Below are 16,596 nucleotides of genomic sequence, written 5' to 3'. Positions count from 1 at the left end.
TCAGCGTCCTTTCCATACCGGCGGACGCTTCTGCGCGAAGGCGAGTAGCCCCTCGCGCAGGTCCTCGGAATCATGCAGGGTGGCAACGTATTTCAACTGGTGATCCCAGGCTTGCGCATCGGTCCAGTCCTGTGAGCGCACGGCGATCTGCTTGCTCGCACGCACCGCGAGCGGACCGGCGGCACAGATCTCGCGTGCGAGCTCCAATGCGCCCGCCAGTGCCCGGCCGGGCTCGGTGATCCGGTTGACCAGTCCCAGCTCTGCGAATCGCGTTGCGGGCCAAATCTTTCCGGTGAGAATCAGTTCCATGGCGAGGTGATAGGGGATGCGCCGGGGGAGCCGGAAGCAGCCGCCGCCCAGGGCTACCAGTGAGCGGGCGGCCTCGGGCAAGCCCATGGTGGCGGTGCGGGAGGAGACGATCAGATCGCATGCCAGGCAGAGTTCGAGCCCACCGGCGAGCGCGTGACCTTCCACCGCGGCGATGATGGGTTTGGCCGGCGGCTGCGCCATGATTCCGAACGGGCCACGGCGTTCGGTCACGCCCATATCGCCCTCCGCGGCGGCGATGAGGTCCTGCCCCGCGGAAAAGACGATGTCCGAACCGGTCAGGACCGCACAGCGCAGCGAGTCATCGGCGTCGTACTCGTCGATGACCGTTTCGAGGGCGTGGGCGGTGGCTCCGTCGAAAGCATTGCGGCGGTGCGGTCGATTGATGGTGATGACCAGAATGTGTTGGTCTACGACTTCGGTCACGATGAGCTCCGAGGTCACTGACCCGGTGGGCGGGGTGTCAGACATTGCGGTGGCGTCCTTCCCAATATGGTTGCCGGAGTTCGTTTTTGAGTACTTTTCCGACCGGATTGCGCGGCAGATCATCGACCATGACGAACTCGCGTGGCCGTTTGTAGCGCGCGAGCTGACCTGCCAGGTGTTCGAGGAGTTCGTCCTCGGTCGGCTTCGTCCCGGGCGTGGTGATGATGTAGGCCAGGGGTTTCTCTCCGAAGTCGTCGTCGGGAATGCCGATGACCGCGGCCTCCACGATCTCCGGATGCGAGGCGAGCGCCTTCTCGATCTCGGCCGGATAGATATTGACCCCGCCCGCCACGATCATGTCCTTGATCCGGTCGGTGATGTACACGAAGCCGTCGGCGTCGAGGTAGCCGACATCGCCGGTGCGATAGAAGCCGTCCTTGATCACGTCCTGCCCGAGATCGGGTCCACCGAGATAGTGGCGCAACACGATTGGAGTGCTGACGGCGATCTCGCCGACCTGCCCGGTGGGCAGTGGTTCCCAGTTCCGGTCCACAATCGCGATCTCGACCCCGTCGTAGGGTCGACCGCTCGTACCGGGTTTGCTCAGCTGGAATTCCGGTGGCGTGTAGCTGATCATTCCGGGCTCACTGGCCCCGTAGCTCTCCCACAGCACCCCGTCGCCGAACCGCTCGATGACCCACTGTTTGAGCGATTGTGGGACGGGCGCCGCGCCCACGCCGATTTGGCGCAGGCAGGTCAGGTCGTACCGTGCGAACACCTGCTCGGGCAGCTTCTGAACCCGCTGGAGCATGGTGGGAACACCGACCCATGACTGGATTCGATGCTCGTGGATCAGGCGCAGGGCCTGTTCGGCGTCGAAGGGGTCCAGGCTCACGATCGTGCCGCCGCGGGCGGCGGTGCGCGCCGAAATCTGCGGTCCCGCACCGTGATGCACGGGCATGGTCAGCAAGGCGATGACACCATCGTGCTGCGGCGGGGTTCCGGCCACCGAGAGCGCGTATCGGAAGAGGCGCTCCGGATCGGGCGATTCGGCGGGATTCGTCGGCGGCACCCCGCGCGGTCGTCCGGTGGTGCCCGAGGTGTACATCACCAGCAGTGGCTGGACCGGGCCGAAACGAGCTGGGGCATTGTCGGTTTCGAGCAGATCCTCATATCGCAACCCGGCGGCTTCGGAGGTCTGTGCGACGGTGATCAGCAGTCCGATATCGCTACCGGCCCACCCGGCGACGTCGATGTCGTTGCATGCCAATCCTTTCGCGTCACTGTCGCGCAGGATGTACAGCGTTTCCTCGGGGGTCAGTCGCCAATTGACCGCCACCTGGGCTACGCCGAGCTTTTGCAGTGCCCGCTGGATCACGAACCATTCGGGTGCGAGCCGGAACCGCATGCCGAGCCGGTCGCCGGGGCGAAGCCCTTGGCGGGCAAGCCCTTCCGCGACGCGATCGGCGGCCTCATTCCATTGTCGATAGGTCAGGACGGTGGAGCCGCTGATCACCGCGGGCTGATCCGGTCGGTGCGCGGCCCAGTATTCGGGAGTGCCATGGTCGGGTTGGGTCATCGTTGTCCCCTGTGAGATGGATATGCCGCGCGTATTAATCGCGCGAGAGAATGTGCACCGCGCAGACCGCGCCCAGACCCACCATGTGGGCCAGACCGATACGGGCATCGCGATGTTGGCGCAGACTGGCTTCGCCGCGGAGCTGGGTGGTCAACTCCGCGATCTGACCGATGCCGGTCGGTCCGATCGGGTGGCCCATGGACAGCAGCCCGCCCGAGCTGTTGATCGCGACGCGGCCACCGATATCGAACTCACCCGCCGCCAAAGCGGGCCCGGCGTGCCCCGGCGGGCAGATGCCCATCGCCTCCAGGTACACCAATTCCTCGATGGTGAAGGCGTCGTGCAGTTCGACCAGATCCACCTCCTCGACCGCCACACCGGCGGTGGACAGTGCTTCGGCTGTGGTTTCGGCGGTCAGCGCGGCATCGAAATTAGCTGTGCCATAGTATGTTTCGGATCTCAGTGCCGATGCTCTGATCCGGACGGCACGATCGCGATCCAGGCCGAGTTCATCGATCGCGCGATCGGAGACGATGAGCGCGGCCGCCGCGCCCTCCCCGACCGGGCAGCATTGCAACCGAGTCAGCACACCGCTGAGCGCGGGCGGGGTCAATACTTCCTCGAGCGTGCGGGCTCGTGGTCGCTGGGCATTCGGATTGTGAACGGCGTTGCGGCTGTTCTTGACCGCCACCCGTGCCAGGTGTTCCGGCGTTGCCCCGGTCTCGTGCATGTAGCGCGAGGCCAGCAGGGCGAAATGCGTGACCGGCAGAATCCGGCTGCCCACCAGATCGTCGACGCCCGCCACGCGCGCCGGAGACGAGAAACTCAACGGTTTGTCCACCCCGACCGCAATCGCGACATCGTGCACGCCGTGGGCGATATCGAGATACGCCTGCCGGAACGCACTGGATCCGGACGCGGAGGCGTTCTCGATCTGAACCATCGGGATCCCGGTCGCGCCCAGATGCCGATACATCAAGCGCGACAACGCCATCGAGGTGGTAGCCGTTCCGGTGTACGCGGTCTGCACCCGATTCCACTCGATGCCCGCATCGGCCAGCGCCGCGCGAATCGCGGTGACCCCCAATTCGGTATAGGGCGTGCCACCGAGTTTCTGGTAGGGATGCAGGCCCACCCCTACCACCCAGGCTGGGCGTAGTGCGTCGTCGGTGCTCACCTCGAATCTCCAAATGCGGACGCGGACTTGATGAATGCCGGTTCCACCAGATCCGCTCCGGCATCGTTCCGCTTGACGACGTGCCACCGGGCCCGTACCTGGTCGCCGATATGTAGTGGTGGTGACGCGGGATGCACAACCGCCCGGATCAGCGGTCCGGCGGCCAGCACGACCTCCGTGACCGAAAAGGGCTTCGTGCCCTGTGTGTTCACGTTCACCTCGGCGACGGCGAAGACGACCCCGGCGGTGGGCAACGCCCTGGGTACGAGCGATTCCGCGGGCGCGCCGCAGTTTTCGCAACCGATCCCGATCGGCGGGAAGTACACGCGACCGCAGCGAGCGCACTGCCCGCCATTGAGCACGGGATCATCCGGTCCGGGGTCATAGAGCCGGGGATGGATAGCGGTGCGCATCGCAACCTCCAAGTTACTTGTTAAGCGTTCAGCAAATAGAAGCTAGCACCGGGTGCGTGAAATGAACAGATGCCCCGACCTCGGTTGACGCGATCCAGGCGTGGCTCGTAAGGTCTGATAACTAACGTTCGTTAGTTAGGGAGCGGGCCGGATTCGAGCCGACCCGCGCGTCACGGCAGCGGAGAGTTCATGAGAATGCGGAATGCCACGGTCGCGCCGTCAGCGACCGTGCGAGGCGACCGATGACGCGCGCGTTCTTCCAGCGATTGGGGCCGCATCGCTTCGCACCGACCCCGCATACCGGTGGGGCCTGGTCGGCCACCGAACAGCATGTAAGCCCGCTCGCCGGGCTGCTGGTGCGCGAGATCGAAGCCGAGCGGACCAGGCGGGATCGGCCCACGCTGCTGGCGAGTCGGATCAGCGTCGATATCCTCGGCCCGATCGCGTTCTCGCCCTTCGAGATTCGGGTCGACATCCTCCGGCCGGGGCGCACGATCGAATTGGTGCAGGCCACCGCTGTCGTCGACGGCCGCGATACGGTGACCGCACGCGCCTGGTTCGCCTGTGTCGAGGACACCGACGCGGTCGCCGGTGGTGAACCCGAACGCCTCCCGGCACCGAACGCGCTGACCGAATGGCCGCTGTCCCAGGTGTGGGAGGGCGGATACATCGCATCGATCGATATGCGCCCGATCGGAATTCCGCAACCGGGCCGCACGACCGCGTGGGTGTCCACGGATGTCGAGTTGCTCGCGGGCGAACCGGTGTCGGAGCTGGCGGCCTACATCGGTCTGGTCGATACGGCCAACGGCATCGCCGTGCGGCAGGAACCTTCGAAATGGCTGTTCCCGAACCTGGATCTGACGATTCACCTCTACCGGCAGCCGGTCGGACGTTGGGTCGGGCTCGACACCACCGTCGTCTTCGGACGCGACGGGCAAGGCGTGACCAACTCGGTTCTGCACGATCTTGATGGACCGGTGGGAATTGCCCAGCAGACCCTGACCGTGCGCCCCCGTGAGGCCGATCAGCTCACCGTGGAAGCTCCGACCAGTGCGAGGGCGTAGTCCGAATACTGTTCCGCCACAGCGTCTGCGGTGATCTCACCGTCGTCGTTGAACCAGCGTGCGATGGACACACACATCTCCAGGATCGCGAAGGACGCGAGCTTGGGGGAGGCGACGGTGAACACCCCGGCGCTCTTACCGTCGGCGATCACCTGCCGGAAAGCATGCTCGTGATCACGCCGCATCTGTTGTGCCACAGTGAGATCGGGCTCCTCCAGATGCACGGTCTCGTGGTTCACCACCAACGCCTCCCGCCGATGGGTCGCATGGTGCGCGGCATACACCCGCGTCGCGGCTCGCACCCGCTCGACCGGATCCCGTTCCGCGGCAAGCACTTCCTCGAAATCGGCGACCACCTGCTCGATGGTGTGCAGCACGATGTCGACGAGCAGCGACTGCTTGGAATCGATATGCGCGTACAAACTCGGGGTCCGAAGCCCGAGCGCCCCGGCCACATCCTTGAGCGATGTCCCGTGATAGCCGCGCTCGGCGAACAACGTCAACGCGGCATCGCGCACATCGTCCTTGGTCACCGCCGGCACCGCCGCCGACCGCCTGTCGACATGCGGCGGCATCACAGACCTTCGCACTCGATCACCTGGCACAGCACCAACCATAATTGGTGCTGAGCGGGCTTCGGTCAGGTCTGTCCATCGGTCCTGTGTCGGCCGCTGATTACTATCGAGCAGGCCATTCGGACACACTTTGCGTGCCCCATAGCGATTCCGTGCGGGCGATACCCCCGATCGATCAGGCTTAGGAGAGATATGCGGTTCAGGAGTGCGGTGATGACGGTTCTCTTTCTCGGGATCCCGGTGATCCTGGCTCCGGTCAGCGTCGCCGCACCTCCCGAACCTGGTTCGCTGGATGCTCTCGTGACGGCCATCGCCGATCGCATCGAACTGGCCGATGCCGTCGCCGCCGCGAAATGGGAGACGGCCAGGCAGACGCGGCAGGAACCGGTCATCGACGATCCTGATCGCGAAGCAGTCGTGTACAGCGGGATGGCTGCGCTCGGTGCGAAGTCCGGGTTGTCCGAGCGGTGGGTTGATCAGGTGTTCGCCGGGCAGATCGATGCCAGCAAGATTGTGCAGCGCGGGCTGATTCTGCGGTGGAATCTCGATCAGGGGTCGGCGCCGACCGTCGCGGTCGACTTGACCGCGGTCCGGCCCGAGATCGACCGGACGAATGTCGAGATCATCGATCAGATGGCGGATCGCCGTCCCGCGTTGACCGGGCCGGGCTGTGGTGCGCTCGTAATCCGCAGTGTCATGGCGACGTTGGCTGTTCGACCAATGGATCCACTGCATCAGGCGGCTCTATTTCGCGCCACGCTGCCGCTGTGTCCGGTGGGGTGAAGCTCGGACGTTTTGGACGTTGATCCTGACTATGAGTGCCACGTATTGAATCGGCCGCATGCGCTGACGCCGATCGAAAGGTGTTGGCGGACAGGGTCATGAGTTTGCCGGAGACCATGGTCAGGATGCCGGGGATCTGAGCGGTGGTCGTGTGGCCGCGGAACCCGGCGACGATCGATCCGTCCGCGCGGGACACCAGGCAGCAGCACCAGCGGTATTCGCTATCGGAGCTGTTCGCGCCGGTTTCGAGGTCGCGCGCGACGCGGGTGGTGAGCTCGGTCAGCGCGGCCGCTATCTGATCGAGGGTGCCGGTATTGGTGGCCAGCCACCACGCCTGTTCGATTGATCCCGCACGTGGGATCTCGACGTCGCACCTCAGTTCTTCGCCCACTGCCACGGGGTCGGCCATAGTGGCACAGAATGTCAGAGGTCGAATCTGAAATTCGGACGAAACGCGAGCAACCTCGCAATTCGGAATCCCGCTGTGTCTGGGGCGTGTTCAATGCGTGATCGGTGGGGTCCGAATCAGCGGTGGTGTGTGGCTGCGCGGTAGCGGGCGACGAATCCTAATTTGAATCACGATCATTTCAAAACCACGTTCCGGGAGGGCTCGGCCGTGATCTAATCTCGCCAACTCGGGTGCATTGAGGCACCTGACGTGCGTGGGAGTACATGATGGTGGATAAGAGAATGAAGCAGGTGGGCGGGTCGCTCGCGGCGTTCGCGGTGGCAGCCGGGTTCGCGGTCGCGTTGATGCCCGGTACGGCCTCGGCGGCGCCGGGGACGATCACCTGGAGTGACGGCAACAGCAAGTTCACCCGCACGGTGTCCAACACCAACCCGGTCCCGGGCGACACCGTCACCGTCACAACCAAATTCGAACGCACCGGGATTCCGGTGGAGTACATCTACAACATCAAGGACCTGCACCCGGCCTGCCTGACCCCCGTCGCGGGCTCGGCGAAGATGGGCGGAGACCAAGTCTCCCTGGACACCTCATCCCCGGATTGGGTGCGTGCGGAGTTCGGCATCACCAAATACCCGGTGTACCCGAACATCAACCCGAAATCGCAGACCTTCGAGGTGCAGTACACCGTCGGTGCCAACTGTGCCCGCGCCACCCCGCTGTCGACCTCGATGAACTACGGCGGCTCCCTCGGTAGCGGCACCTACGCCGACAAGGGACCGAGCATCACCGTTGCCGCTGATGCCGTCTCGACCACCACGATCACCGATGTCAGTGGCGCGAAGACCGGTAAGCCCGTGACGCTCGAGGCGAGCGTGTCCCCGGCCGCGCCGGGCGGCACCGTCCAGTTCAAGGTCGGCGACACCGTCGTCGCCGACGCCCCGGTCGGTGCGGACGGCAAGGCGGCCACCGTGTGGACCCCGAATGCGGCGGGCTCCTACACGATCGGCGCGACCTTCTCCGGTCGTACCAATGTCGCGGGTTCGACCACCACCAAGGTGATCACCGTCATCGACGAGCCGGTCCCGACCACGACACCGCCTCCGACCACCACCACGGCCCCGCCGACGACCACAACCACCCCGCCGACCACGACCACGACCCCGCCGACCACTCAGAAGCCGAGCACCGGCTCGTTCTGATTCCGCTCCCCGCTGCGGATTCGGGTCTCTCGTCTCGGCGATCATCTTCGAGGTGGTCGCCGAGACGGCCGGGGTGAACCGGACAGGCAGACGAATCTCCCTGAACGCCAGTACCGTTGGGATCATTGGCCATGGCCGGTCATGTGCCCGAGGGAATAGGCGGCGTTGTTCAGGAGGGGGAGGTTGCCATGACCGATCGTCCCGGTAACTCGACCGATGGCCTATTCGCTGGCACCGCATGGCATTATGCGCGGTTCCGGCCGGGCTATCCGCAGGTCTTCCTCGACGAGGTGTTCCGGCGCGCGAATCTCGACGGTACCGGCCGTCTACTCGACCTGGGCTGCGGCACCGGCCAGCTGACCCTCGCGCTTGCGGCCCACGTCGCCGAAGCCGTCGGCATGGACCCCGAACCCGAAATGCTCACCGAGGCTGCGCGACAGGCACACGCACGCGGGATATCGAATGTCACCTGGGCACACGGCTCCTCAGCAGACCTCCCCGGCCAGCTCGGCCGCTTCCGACTGGTTACTATGGGCCGCTCATTCCATTGGATGGATCGCGCACGCGTCCTGACCGCCCTCGACGAGATGGTCGAGGACAACGGCATTCTGGTCATCGCCAGCGACGCCTTTCTGATTCGCCCGATCACCACCTGGCAGCGCACCATCGCAGATATCCAACGCCGCTTCCTTCCCAACGGCCAAGACGAGCGCCCCGTCCCGATAGCCAATCTGTTCGTTCGCCATGAACAGATACTGGCCAATTCGCCCTTCCCGCACGTGAATCGCCACGTCTACGACTTCCCGCGGCCATGGACCATAGAACAGGTCATCGGCTATCTGTACTCAACTTCCCTGCCGCTGCGCCACCTGCTCGGTGACCGTCAGACAGCCTTCGAAGACGCACTCACCACCGCCCTGCTCGATTTGGAGCCAACCGGGGAGTTCATCGAACCCGTCACTTTGGAACTCTTGACCGCCACCCGCACCGGCGATTAGGCGGAACATTGGTTGGCACGCATTGCCGAACCAATCGAGGTGCACCGATGGCCACCAACGCGAAACCATCTCGCCGACTGGCGCTCTACAAATACGTCAACCCCGTCATCCGTTTTCTGGTCCGGCGTGGAGTCGGCATCGGGGGTAGTGATATGGATCTGCTGCGCACCCTGCGAGTATCGGGTCGAAGTTCCGGGCGGATCTTCGAGATTCCCGTCCGAGTGGCGGTGATCGACGGCAACCGCTACATCATGACCATGGGTGGCGACACCCAATGGGCGCGAAACCTCCGCGCGAGCGGCACCGCCCAGCTCCTGTATCGAAACCGATCCGAGGACATCACCGCCCGCGAACTCACCGGTGACGAGAAAACCCAATTCCTCACCGCCGTATGCCAGGATCCGCAATTCGCCGCCCGTGCCCGCAGCACACTCCAAAGCGCCCTCGGCACCCAGATCACCGACCTCGGCGAATCCGACATCCGCCACCTAGGCGAGCTCTGGTATCCATTCCAACTCACACCTGCTGCCACCTGACCCGCGCTCAGGGCTGTGCTCCTCGGTACCGTTCACCCGACGGGCGAACCAACACCCCGACTCCATTAGGATTTGCCTCTACTGCATCGGGTTCGACACGAAGGGCTGGTTGTTCATGGCACGCAAGGTGATCGTCGAAATGGTGGATGATTTCGACGGCGACTCCATCGCGGAGGAGACGGTGTTGTTCGCCGTTGAGGGCGTCGATTTCGAGATCGACCTGTCGGCGGCCAACGCTGCCAAGCTGCGCGAGGTCTTCGAGCAGTGGACTCCGTACGCGCGCAAGCTTGGCCGGGGCCGCGCGAAGAGCACCGCTGCGGCTGCTCCGAAGGCGCGCCCCGCGATCGATCGCGAGCAGAGCCGGGCGATCCGAGATTGGGCTCGCCAGAACGGTTTCGAGGTGTCCACGCGCGGCCGTGTCTCGACCGAGATCCTGGACGCGTACAACAAGGTCGAGAAGTAATTCCGCCACTGGTGATTCACGGAGGCAGCGCCATCACGCCGTCATCTTGCTCAGCTCCTGCGAGAGTGCGGCGGTGATGGTGGCCAGTGCCTGGGCCGCGATTGCGCTGTCCTTCAACGACACCTGGCCGTAGGCCCGATCCAGCGCAGGCGCGATGCCTGCGCGGATATCGGCCACCAGGGCTCGGCCGGCCGCGGTCGGCCTGGCATCATCCAGTAGGGCGCGTTCGTTCAAACGCGTTATGGCCGAGTCGATTTCGGCAGTTGTGCGCTTTGTCGCGGTGACGACGTGGGTGCGGAGTTCGGCGGTATCGACCGGGTCGATGGCAATGGCCTGGTTGAGAGTGATCCACTGCTTCTCATCCAGCCCGGTGTTCGCCAGGGCGACCTCGAGGATCGCGGTGTGCACCTTCTCGGCCTGGCCGATGATCGATGGATTCAACGTGACTGACATGTGGTCAACGCTAGGAGAATCCAACCGCGGCCGACATCGGGCAAATGCCCTAGGGGATGCCTGTATTTCGAACCGTCTCTGCCGCGGAGTTACATCGAATCGTTCGGCAGGGCCATCATTTTCATCGCCAGCACAACCGCGCCACACAACCCGATGGCGCCGGTCGCGGCGGTGGAGAAGGAGCCGGTGAGCGCGGTCAACCCGAGGAAGAAGACCGCGCAGGTGAGCATGGTGAGGGTAACCGAGGCCAGATCTGTCCTCGTAGTCGTTGTTCGATTACGCGGGGTGATGATCATGCCTTGGGGGTGCCCAAAAGTGCTGGATATCAAACCGTGATGGCGTGATCGATGCGTAATCGGTCGTTGTTACAGACCCTGTCCCGGAGCATGAGGGTCAACCATGGTTGGACCGATATCGGTTGCGGGACTCTCTGATTCGTGGCTCGGAGAGTGGTCATCGAGGTGACTCCCGGTCTCGGCTTTCCCTGTGATCAGGAGGGCACGCCGCTGCTGCTCGAGCTCGAGTTGCTCCAACTCGCCAGTGAGCCAGTCGGTGGTGGCGGTGGTCGTGGAAGCGTCGGGCTGGGAGCGAGCAGGACCGTAGAGCAGCATTTCGTCATCAGCGAGTGCGAGGCGGCGGGCGATGTGCTCGACGCGGTGAACCAGCTCGTCGTCGGTCAGTGAGTGGAGCGGGTTCGCGGAGTCAACTCCCTCAGTAGTTTTGGCGTGGGGGCGCTGGTCTGGATCGGTCAGGTGTCGTGTCACCCAGTTGTGGATCTGCTTGCGGACATTTGGGTTGAGCGTGCCGCGCCAGTCGCGGCGAAGCATCGTCAACGCGGCTGGCACCGGGTAAGTCTCGGCGATGTGTGCGCAGCGGGCCGAAATATGCTCGTGCGGTTCATGATCGGGAATGGCGGTGGCACCGTTTTCGCGGCATGTACCGCACAGCCCATCGTCAGTGCGGCGGCCGGGGCGCGGGATGGAGTCGACGACGGCGCGTTCGAGACCGCAGTGCACGCAACCGAATCCGCGGGTATCGGGCACGGCGGCAAGGTCGTAGTCCAGCGGATGGTGGCTCGGGCGCGGATCGCGTGGATGTGAGGTGTAGTAGCGGTGGGGCGCGCCGTCCGGGAGCGGTAGATGTTCTGGTCGGGCGTCGATGTCGGCGCGTGTGTCGAGGTATTCCGCAGTTGCCTGTGCGGCGGCGATTTCGGTATCGCTGGGACGGGGGCGCGGTGGCGTGTCGTCGAACCGCGTTTCGTGGTCGCGCGCCGCGTAGCGGCTATCGGTGCCGGTATTCGATTGGTAGCTATCGAGATCCGGGCCGTAGGTGTGTGGATCGGTCTCGGGTGTGGCGGCCTCGATGAGTGCGCGGTGCCGGGGAATCTGCTGTGCGGCCCACCGCAGCCGTGCCTGGGCGACAGGGAAGCTGTACCGGTAGAGCGTGGTCGCGACGCGATGGAGCACGTCGAGTTCCTCGTCGGTTGCCGAGTGCGACGCCCGGACCAGTGCCTCCTTGGCCTCCTTGAGCTGGCCCGTGTGGACCAGTCCGGCAATGGCGAGAAGGTCCCCGGAGAGCTCCTCGCTGGTGTCGGGACGCGCGGAGGAGCTCGGTTCGTCGGTGGCCGGTGCAGTGTTGTGGCGATCCTCATGGGTCATGAACTCGTCCGAATCGGGTGCTGTGCTGTGGTTTTCGAAAGGTGAGTCGACGGCTGGCGACGGCGTTACGGGATGTAGGAGGGCTTCGATCCGCCATGCGAGAGCGGTCGCGTACTGGTCCGGTGGTGGCCCCGGATCATCGTGTGTCGAGGCGGTGATCAATTCGTGGGCGGTGGTGAGCAGTTCGTGCGCTTGCCATCCCGCCTCGGTACCGTGATCGACTGCGGCTACCAGTCGTGGCCACGAAGGGTCGGCGAGGATTGTGTCGGTGAACTCGGTGCCGAGTAGCAGGTACAGGTGAGTGATCCAGTCCGGGCGCAGATGCTTGGCAGTGGTGGTGGCTTGCAGGGCTGAGGGGTCGAGGCCGAGCCGGAACCACAGTGCCGCAGCGGGCATATCGTCGGGCAGGGGCCGTTCGGTTGCGGCGTGCGTCAGCAAGGCGTCGATATCGAGGCCGGCGCGGGCGGCAGCGTCGATTTTGTCCGCGAGCTGCGGCCACCACGGGTCATCGAGGAGGCGCGCCTCGATTTGTTTCACCACCGGCGACCACACGAAGACTGGGCTATGCGGGTTCCCAAGAACGTCGGCGACCCGTGTATCCAACCGTCGCTGATGGTCCTGCTCGCGAATGGTGAAAGCAGTTGGGCCGGTGGGTCGTAGGTCGGTATCGACGATATGTCTCGCCGCTCGCCAGACTGCGAGGTCGCCCAATAGCGCGTCCTTGCCGAGCAGTGGGCGTGCCCAGACCGGCGCTGTGGCGGGTGTCCACGTTCGAGCGCTGGTTCGGATCGTTTCAGCGAGGCCGGTGATCAGGCGTGCTCGGGCTCGAAGATGGTTGCCCACCAGACCTTCTGGCAGATTCCTCGGCAGAGAACGCAGCCACGGCAGTGGTTGGATTTCGCGCGGACAGGCGTGCAAGGTGTCCAGGCGCCAGTGCAGTACCGCGGCGGGGTCGGCCGCAGTGATCAATTCCCGTGCGGCGAGCGCATCGGCCAACGCGTCGCCAGGATCGCCTCCCGACAAAGCGATCAAGGACAGGACTTCCCGCAACGCCGGGTAGGCGGGAGCATCGGTAAGTCCTGGCCACGCCCGTTCAGCGCTGGCGTCGAGGGCAATCAAACCTGCTGCCCCCAACGCATTCTCGGCGGCGAGCGCCAAGGCATCGTGGTAGGTATCGATGGCGCGCCCCAGGCGCCGATGTGGATCGAGCACCTCGCGCAGTTCGGTGTACGTCGAAGCCTTGGTGGTGTCACGGGCGAGCACCCGCTGTAGGACTTCGACAGCGGTACGGGGGAACAGCCCGGGTTCGGTCCAGAAGGAAGCTTCGCTGCCGTCGATGGCGGTGGTGACATATGCGTAGTTGGCGCTCGCGCCGCGGGTGAGCGCGACATAGAGCTGGTTGCGAGATTCGCTCCCGGCGAGCACGACATGGCAGGTATCGGCGGTGATTCCCTGCGCGGAGTCGATCGTCATCGCGTATCCGAGCCGAACGTGTGCGCGCACGTATTCTGCTGGCAGTACGGTAGTTTCGCCCGCTCGGCCTCCGGAACGCAGGTGGGTGACAGCGAGGTCACCATCGGGCCGAACTGCGGTGACCGTCCACCGGTAGCCATTGCGTACCCAGTCTCGTTGGCCTAGGCGAAGTCTCGAATTGTTACGGCGGGTGCTGACGATGTCACCGACCGATGCGCGCAACCCGTCCGCAAGAGTGGTCTCGGCGCCAACGGCATTGTCGGAGCGGGCGATTCGGTCGGCGCGAGCCTGGTCGTTGAGGGCGGTGACCATGTTGTTGGTGGCTGCGAGCATCACGGTGTCACGGTCGGCGAGCCGGTCGGCGATCCATCCGGCATAGGCCTGCTCGCGCACCGCGCCCGATGATCCCGCTCGCACTCGCCGGTGGTCGAGATAGAACCCCAGAGCGCTCGGATCACCCTCCCGCAGGGCGAGACTGGCCGAGGCCTCGGTGGTGGAGGCGAACCGTACGACCTGCGTCATGGTCGACGAGCGCGCGGCATCGGCGGTATCGGCTGCCGAGCCCCCTGCTTCGATGGCGGGTAGCTGATGATCATCGCCGAGGCAACGGACCGCGGCCTGGCGGGTGAGGAGGAAGTCGAACAGCTCGAGTCGCTTGTCATCGCCAAGGCGCACGTGTTCATCGATGATGACCAGGGTGTGTTGATCGATCTCGAGCATCCACTGCGGCAATGACGGTGGCAGCGGTCGATCGGCCGAAATCACCGCAGTGGGTGAGTGTTTATGGAGAACATCGAGGAGTTTGTCGGCGGTCTCGGCGCGGGTGTGGATCGCTTCGCCGAGCACGGCGGCCGCGGCCGCCGTGGGTGCCAGACCCAGGACCGTGCCGCCATCGGCGCGCCAGGCATCGGCCAGCACGCGCATCGCCGTGGTCTTGCCGGCACCGGCGGGTGCGTTTGTGGTCGTGATGAACCATGGCGATCGGGCGAAATCGGTGATTACCGCGATCTGTCCGGAGTTGAGTCGACGACCGGAGTTGGCCGGGTCGAGGTGATAGGCACGGACCGCGGTATTGACGGTCTCGTCACTGAGAGTGTGGGCGCCGAGCCGCAGTGACAGCTCGATCAACTGCTCGGTGGTGCCCAGCCGATGTGCTGTGGTGTAGGTCTGCGTGCCGACGTCGGTGTAGACGCTTGTGCGGTCTATGCGCTGATACAGCGGTGGAATGTCGGCGAGGGTCGGCTCCATGGTGACATCCGGATCGCCTCGTGCGACCACATTGAGAGGTGAGAGTGCCTCGGCCACAACGGCTTCGACAGTGGTGGCCCATTGGTCTCGGCTCAACAACCCGCGCGTTCGCCGTTCGGCTTCGGCGCGAACGTGATGCCATTGCCAGCTCGACCGCTCCGCGGACACTGTCGCGACAATGCGCCGCCCGATCTGCGCGATCTCTGCTGAGGTCAGATCGTGGGGTGGTGCACGCATGTGCGACAAGATCGTCGACACCGTTTTCGACAGCAACTCCGGCGAGCCGAGGACCGTTTCGGCTTGTTGGCTCCAGTCCGCACGTTGTTCGGCCCGGGACCGCGATTTGTGTCGGGCGGGTCGTGTTTCGAGGGTGGCGCGCTCCGCGAGCACGAACATCTCCTTCGGTATCGGTTCACGCCCGACCTCACGCTCGAACTTGGCCGCGAGCATATCGAGGCGTGTGGTGATCGCGGCATCTCGTCGGGACCAGTGGTCGATCAATGCCGTTGGCATGTACACAATTTCGCGGATTGTTCGCTTCGACGGATCGGTTCCTGGTCGTTCGTCGAAGGACAGAGCGAGGTCGTGTTCGAGGTGGTGTTCCACGCGGGAGTTGTAGATCTCGCTCACGGTCACCATCAGCCGATAGATCACTGTCGCATCGAGGGTGAGCCAGCGCTCATCGAGGGTACGTACTCGGTTGGCAATCACCACGTGTGTGTGCAAATCAGGGTCGCCGCAGCGTGATTCGCGGTGATCGAACCGTGCGGCGACGATCCCCTCGACATTGACCTGCCGTACCCCGTTGGTTCCCAACCGGGAGAAGATCGCGTGCTTTTCCAGCCAGTCGACTGCATCATCGATGGCCTTGTTGTGCGCGGCGGAGATTGCGTCGGACACCGGCTTCGGTGCGATCGCCCACAGTGCTGACACGCTCTTGACGGGGCTGAAGGTGATGTCGAATCCGGCGACTGCGGCCGATTGCGGGCGGGAGTTTCGGGCCACCCATCCCGATAACTCTCGTGCATCCAGGGGCGCTCGCCCGATCATCTCGGTGAACATCGAGATGGCGACGCGGCTGCGGATGCCGGCTCGTGCATCGTCGTCGATCGCTGCGGATCGAGGCAGGCCGTGATCGGCGTTGTGCAGGGCATAGGCTGCCGCGCACCGTTCGCGAAATTCGTTGCCGCCCTGGTACACGCGGTATGGACGCCCCAAGCGGGTGGCGTGGTCTGCCGCGCGTAGCGCGTCTTTGGTTTTGGCACCGGCGGTGATCTCGCGGTCGATGACCGCGGTCTCGATGGCATCGGCGTCGGGGTGGCGTCCTTCGCCGAATAGGCGTTTCATTTGTGCTTCGGTGACCAGGTCCCCGGCTTCGAGGCCCAGCGCGGCCAGGCCGCTGCCGTGCCATCTGCCAGGTGACTCGCCTCGCACCGAGTAGTAGTCGGCGAGCGTGCCGGGGCCGCGGCTGGTGGAATCGTCAGCGGCGACCTGCCGTAGGTAATACAGATAACTGTTGCCAGCCAACACCTTATGCAGTGTCGCTGTCACTCGTTCATCGAAACCCTATGCGGCAGTGAACGTCTACGGGCACAGCTGGTACCGGAATTGCCAATTGTGTCGTTGTTGCTGGTCGTTACGGAACTGTGCCCCGATATGCAAGAGGTCTGATTGCGGCGATGAGGAAAGAAGGGGAGTAGGGGAGCGAGCGGAGGATGTACATCAGTGGAGTTGGGTACTGGTGGTTGTGAATGTGCGAATGATTCGGTGGGGGTGAATGTTTGGTGGTGGTAGGCAGGTAGCCGGTGGTTC

General features: G+C 64.5%; 15 protein-coding genes. 6 read left to right on the top strand and 9 right to left on the bottom strand.

All coding sequences use genetic code 11. The features are described from left to right. Genes ACFC4D_RS23165 through ACFC4D_RS23150 form a run of 4 tightly spaced genes read right to left on the bottom strand, consistent with a single transcriptional unit; the run spans position 1 to position 3,871 of the window. Entirely contained in the window at positions 1 to 753 is a 753-nt protein-coding gene (locus tag ACFC4D_RS23165; protein ID WP_376066453.1) for a crotonase/enoyl-CoA hydratase family protein, read from the bottom strand. A 37-nt stretch (positions 754 to 790) separates the two neighbouring features. Then, positions 791 to 2,332 carry a class I adenylate-forming enzyme family protein gene (locus ACFC4D_RS23160; protein WP_376066450.1) on the bottom strand — a complete coding sequence of 514 codons (1,542 nt, stop codon included), beginning with the start codon at positions 2,330 to 2,332 and terminating at the stop codon, positions 791 to 793. Positions 2,333 to 2,366: 34 nt separating this feature from the next. Further along, complete coding sequence (locus tag ACFC4D_RS23155) at positions 2,367 to 3,509, bottom strand: thiolase family protein (RefSeq protein ID WP_376066447.1); 1,143 nt, start codon at positions 3,507 to 3,509, stop codon at positions 2,367 to 2,369. After that, positions 3,506 to 3,871: a Zn-ribbon domain-containing OB-fold protein gene (locus tag ACFC4D_RS23150; protein WP_376066444.1), complete on the bottom strand. Its 366-nt coding sequence runs from the start codon at positions 3,869 to 3,871 to the stop codon at positions 3,506 to 3,508. Before ACFC4D_RS23150 ends, ACFC4D_RS23155 begins: the two co-directional genes overlap by 4 nt. Positions 3,872 to 4,164: 293 nt before the next feature. Here ACFC4D_RS23150 and ACFC4D_RS23145 point away from each other — a divergent pair, with 293 nt between their 5' ends. Further along, positions 4,165 to 4,989 carry a thioesterase family protein gene (locus ACFC4D_RS23145; RefSeq protein WP_376066441.1) on the top strand — a complete coding sequence of 275 codons (825 nt, stop codon included), beginning with the start codon at positions 4,165 to 4,167 and terminating at the stop codon, positions 4,987 to 4,989. On the opposite strand, the gene ACFC4D_RS23140 is transcribed toward ACFC4D_RS23145, so the two are convergent. Next, a complete protein-coding gene (locus ACFC4D_RS23140) occupies positions 4,950 to 5,564 on the bottom strand; it encodes a TetR/AcrR family transcriptional regulator (RefSeq protein WP_376066531.1) in 615 nt (204 codons plus the stop codon). The two genes, ACFC4D_RS23145 and ACFC4D_RS23140, sit on opposite strands and share 40 nt — an antisense overlap. Positions 5,565 to 5,756: 192 nt before the next feature. Here ACFC4D_RS23140 and aroQ point away from each other — a divergent pair, with 192 nt between their 5' ends. Further along, positions 5,757 to 6,347: a gamma subclass chorismate mutase AroQ gene (aroQ, locus tag ACFC4D_RS23135; RefSeq protein WP_376066438.1), complete on the top strand. Its 591-nt coding sequence runs from the start codon at positions 5,757 to 5,759 to the stop codon at positions 6,345 to 6,347. Here aroQ and ACFC4D_RS23130 read toward each other — a convergent pair. Next, complete coding sequence (locus ACFC4D_RS23130) at positions 6,259 to 6,756, bottom strand: hypothetical protein (RefSeq protein WP_376066435.1); 498 nt, start codon at positions 6,754 to 6,756, stop codon at positions 6,259 to 6,261. The two genes, aroQ and ACFC4D_RS23130, sit on opposite strands and share 89 nt — an antisense overlap. Positions 6,757 to 7,022: 266 nt before the next feature. On the opposite strand from ACFC4D_RS23130, the gene ACFC4D_RS23125 reads away from it, so the two are divergent. The 4 genes from ACFC4D_RS23125 to ACFC4D_RS23110 all read left to right on the top strand — a co-directional run bounded on the left by ACFC4D_RS23125 (position 7,023) and on the right by ACFC4D_RS23110 (position 9,952). Continuing rightward, positions 7,023 to 7,955, top strand: coding sequence for an Ig-like domain-containing protein (locus tag ACFC4D_RS23125; RefSeq protein ID WP_376066432.1), 933 nt, complete (start codon positions 7,023 to 7,025; stop codon positions 7,953 to 7,955). 188 nt (positions 7,956 to 8,143) lie between these two features. Further along, positions 8,144 to 8,953: a class I SAM-dependent methyltransferase gene (locus ACFC4D_RS23120; protein WP_376066430.1), complete on the top strand. Its 810-nt coding sequence runs from the start codon at positions 8,144 to 8,146 to the stop codon at positions 8,951 to 8,953. 47 nt (positions 8,954 to 9,000) lie between these two features. Next, positions 9,001 to 9,489: a nitroreductase/quinone reductase family protein gene (locus tag ACFC4D_RS23115; RefSeq protein WP_376066427.1), complete on the top strand. Its 489-nt coding sequence runs from the start codon at positions 9,001 to 9,003 to the stop codon at positions 9,487 to 9,489. Between the two features lie 115 nt (positions 9,490 to 9,604). Then, positions 9,605 to 9,952, top strand: coding sequence for an Lsr2 family protein (locus tag ACFC4D_RS23110; protein WP_375960217.1), 348 nt, complete (start codon positions 9,605 to 9,607; stop codon positions 9,950 to 9,952). Between the two features lie 33 nt (positions 9,953 to 9,985). Here the strand turns inward: ACFC4D_RS23110 and ACFC4D_RS23105 are convergent, their stop codons facing one another. The 3 genes from ACFC4D_RS23105 to mobF all read right to left on the bottom strand — a co-directional run bounded on the left by ACFC4D_RS23105 (position 9,986) and on the right by mobF (position 16,314). Continuing rightward, on the bottom strand, positions 9,986 to 10,405 hold the full coding sequence (locus ACFC4D_RS23105; protein WP_376066424.1) for a hypothetical protein: 420 nt from the start codon (positions 10,403 to 10,405) through the stop codon (positions 9,986 to 9,988). An 89-nt stretch (positions 10,406 to 10,494) separates the two neighbouring features. Next, the gene (locus ACFC4D_RS23100; protein ID WP_376066421.1) at positions 10,495 to 10,701 is read right to left on the bottom strand and encodes a hypothetical protein; all 207 of its coding nucleotides are present in this window, start codon (positions 10,699 to 10,701) and stop codon (positions 10,495 to 10,497) included. Between the two features lie 69 nt (positions 10,702 to 10,770). After that, a complete protein-coding gene (gene mobF / locus ACFC4D_RS23095) occupies positions 10,771 to 16,314 on the bottom strand; it encodes a MobF family relaxase (protein WP_376066419.1) in 5,544 nt (1,847 codons plus the stop codon). Between the last annotated feature and the right edge of the window lie 282 nt (positions 16,315 to 16,596).

Source organism: Nocardia sp. NPDC056000 (assembly GCF_042269265.1).
Classification (GTDB): Bacteria; Actinomycetota; Actinomycetes; order Mycobacteriales; family Mycobacteriaceae; genus Nocardia.
This window is presented reverse-complemented; position numbering and strand designations above follow the sequence as displayed.